Origin of the sequence: Promicromonospora sp. NPDC057488 (genome assembly GCF_042802395.1) — a bacterium.
Taxonomy (GTDB): domain Bacteria; phylum Actinomycetota; class Actinomycetes; order Actinomycetales; family Cellulomonadaceae; genus Promicromonospora.
Genome location: NZ_JBHVEG010000322.1, coordinates 1 through 2,925 on the forward strand (window position 1 = coordinate 1; position 2,925 = coordinate 2,925).

Genomic DNA, 2,925 nt, shown 5'->3' on the forward strand with positions numbered 1-2,925 from the left:
GGTCCACCGCACGGTGGGCGGGCGCCCTCGTGCGCCGGGCCGGAGCCCGCGCCGACGGCGGCCGGGTCAGAGCCCGAACCGCTCCACGTCGCGCATCTTGTTCGTGGCGTCCAGGGCCGCGACCTTGTACGCCTCCGCCAGCGTCGGGTAGTTGAAGACCGTGTCGACCAGGTGGTCCACGGTGCCGCCCGTGGTCATGATCGCCTGCCCGATATGGATGATCTCCGTGGCACCGGTCCCGAACACGTGCACGCCCAGCACGCGGCGGTCCTCGGTCGAGACCAGCAGCTTGAGCATCCCGTAGGAGTCGCCCACGATCTGCCCGCGCGCCAGCTCGCGGTAGCGCGCCACCCCCACCTCGTACGGCACGCCCGCGGTGGTGAGCTGGTCCTCGGTGTCCCCGCAGTAGGAGATCTCCGGGATCGTGTAGATCCCGATGGGCTGGAGCTCCAGCACGGAGGAGACCGGCTCGCCGAACGCGTGGTACGCCGCGAGCCGCCCCTGCTCCTGCGACGTCGCCGCGAGCGCAGGGAACCCGATGACGTCGCCGACGGCGTAGATGTGCTCGACGTCGGTCCGGAACTGCTTGTCCACCTGGAGCCGACCGCGGCGGTCGGCCTCCAGCCCGGCGGCGGCGAGGTCGAGGCCGTCGGTGCACCCCTGCCGGCCGGCGGAGTACAGGACGCAGTCGGCGGGGACCCGCTTGCCGGAGGCCAGCGTCGTGACGGTGCCGTTCTCCCCCGCGGTGACCGACTCGACCTTCTCCCCCAGCCGGAACGTGACGGAGAGGTCGCGGAGCTGGAACTTGAGCGCCTCGACGACCTCGGAGTCGCAGAAGTCGAGGATCTTGTCGCGCGCCTCGACCACGGTGACCCGGGTGCCGAGCGCGGCGAAGAGGGAGGCGTACTCGATGCCGATCACGCCGGCGCCGACCACGACCATGGTCCGGGGCACCTCGCTGACGTCGAGGATGCCGTCGGAGTCGACCACGCGGACGCCGTCGAACGCGATGTTCGCGGGGCGCGCGGGCGCGGTGCCGACGGCGACGACCACCTTGTCGGCGGTCAGCCGCCGGACGACGTCGCCCTCGGCGTCGGCCACCTCGATGTCGTGCGGCCCGGTGAACCGGGCGCTGCCCACGACGGTCTCGACGTGGTTGCGGGCGAGCTGGTTGCGCACGATCTCGATCTCTCGCCCGATGACGTGCTGGAGGCGGGCCAGGAGGTCGGGCACCGTGATGTGTTCCTTGACCCGGTAGCTGGAGCCGTAGACGTCGCGCATCTGCAGGCCGGTCAGGTAGAGCACCGCCTCGCGCAGGGTCTTGGACGGGATGGTGCCGGTGTGCAGGCTCACGCCGCCGACCTGGTCGCGCCGTTCCACCACCGCCACCCGCCTGCCGAGCTTGGCGGCGCCGATCGCGGCCTTCTGGCCTCCGGGGCCGGAGCCGATCACGACGAGGTCGAAGTGGTTCTCACGTGCGTCCATGCACAGAGTGTGGGGTGCGGGCGGGTCCGTGACGAGCGTCTTCATCAAGAATTAACCGGCTCGCCGAACCGGATGGCAGGCTGCGCCCATGAGCACCTACGCCGTGAGCTACACCTACACCGACGACGTCGCGACCCGCGACGAGGTCCGGCCCAGCCACCGGGACTTCCTGCGGCGGCTGAACGCGGACGGCGTCGTCCGCGCCTCGGGTCCCCTCGACGACGGGTCCCGGGCCCTGCTGGTCGTGGAGGCGGAGTCCGCCGAGGCCGCGCTGGCCGCCCTGGACGCGGACCCGTTCGCGCACGCGGGCGTCATCGGCGAGCGCGGCGTGCAGCAGTGGAACGTCGTGATCGGTGGTTTCGCGGACTAGACAAGTCGCAAAACTTCACCCCATTACAATTCATGCAGAGGTTTTTACCTGATAGTCACGTTCGAACCATGGCGTGACGCGCTGCTTGGTGCACATGATGCCTGTTCGGACTCTGTTGGTTACCGTTCGGGGAGGCACCGCATGACCTCTGTCGACAGCACGGTTGGCTACGGTGAGATCGGCCCGCGCATCTGCGTGACGCCGCCCTACTACGCACTTGGCGACCTGCTCAGCCCGGAACCAGGGCTGACGAGCGCCACCGTCCCTGTCCAGTCCCCCACGGGACGACAGGCCCCCGTCGTCGGGATCGCGGAGGCGGGCCGGCACCTCGCCATCCTCGGCCTGTGCGCCGCGGCCACGGCCAACCCCAGCACCAAGCGGCACTACTACCTCGCGCACCGCGGCGTCGGGCGCATGTTCCCGCGCGCGGGCTCACCGACCAGGCTCATCGGGACCGCGAGCGCCCAGATGACCGGCCGCAACCGGGCGGAGGCCCAGACCGAGCTCCGCGACCCCCAGGGCAACCTCGTGGCCCAGATGGACGTGGAGTACCTGGTCATGTCCGTCCCGGTGTTCCGGCGCATGATGGGTCCGGCCCGCGCCCCCGACGCCACGGAGCCGGCCAACCCGTACGCCGCGCCGGCTCCGCTGGTCGACGTCGCTGCCGACGCGCACAGCGCCACGGCGAAGCTCGCCGTGGAGGCGGCGATGTGCCGGGGGCACTTCGACGGCTTCCCGGCGCTGCCGGTGTCCGTGGCCGGGTACGCGGCGTTCGCGCTGTTCGACCACGTGCTGGAGGCGGCGGCGGGTCCCGACGCCCGCTGGCAGCCGGGGCTGTTCCGGCTGCGGGCGGACAACCTGGCCGCCGCCGGGGAGACCTGCACGGTGGACGTCGAGCCGTCGGCACCCACCGAGCCCGACCGGCACCCCCAGGCGTTCACCGGGACCATCCGGTCCGGGGACCGGGAGATCTTCTCGATCGACGTGGACTACACGGTGGTCTGACCGTGCGCTGACCGCGGCCGGGAGCGGCCCGCAGCAGGCCGGAGGCCGCGCCCCCTGCTCGGGGA

3 protein-coding genes are annotated in these 2,925 nt (G+C 71.6%); 2 read left to right on the top strand and 1 reads right to left on the bottom strand.

Annotation, left to right across the window (positions count from 1 at the left end; genetic code table 11):
* Positions 1-66: 66 nt before the first annotated feature.
* Positions 67-1,485, bottom strand: a complete 1,419-nt coding sequence (gene sthA, locus ACFU5G_RS29705; protein ID WP_377252715.1) for a Si-specific NAD(P)(+) transhydrogenase — start codon at positions 1,483-1,485, stop codon at positions 67-69.
* An 88-nt stretch (positions 1,486-1,573) separates the two neighbouring features.
* Here sthA and ACFU5G_RS29710 point away from each other — a divergent pair, with 88 nt between their 5' ends.
* Both ACFU5G_RS29710 and ACFU5G_RS29715 read left to right on the top strand, forming a co-directional pair.
* The gene (locus ACFU5G_RS29710) at positions 1,574-1,855 is read left to right on the top strand and encodes a YciI family protein (RefSeq protein ID WP_020014778.1); all 282 of its coding nucleotides are present in this window, start codon (positions 1,574-1,576) and stop codon (positions 1,853-1,855) included.
* 141 nt (positions 1,856-1,996) lie between these two features.
* A complete protein-coding gene (locus tag ACFU5G_RS29715; protein ID WP_377252717.1) occupies positions 1,997-2,860 on the top strand; it encodes a hypothetical protein in 864 nt (287 codons plus the stop codon).
* Positions 2,861-2,925: the final 65 nt, after the last annotated feature.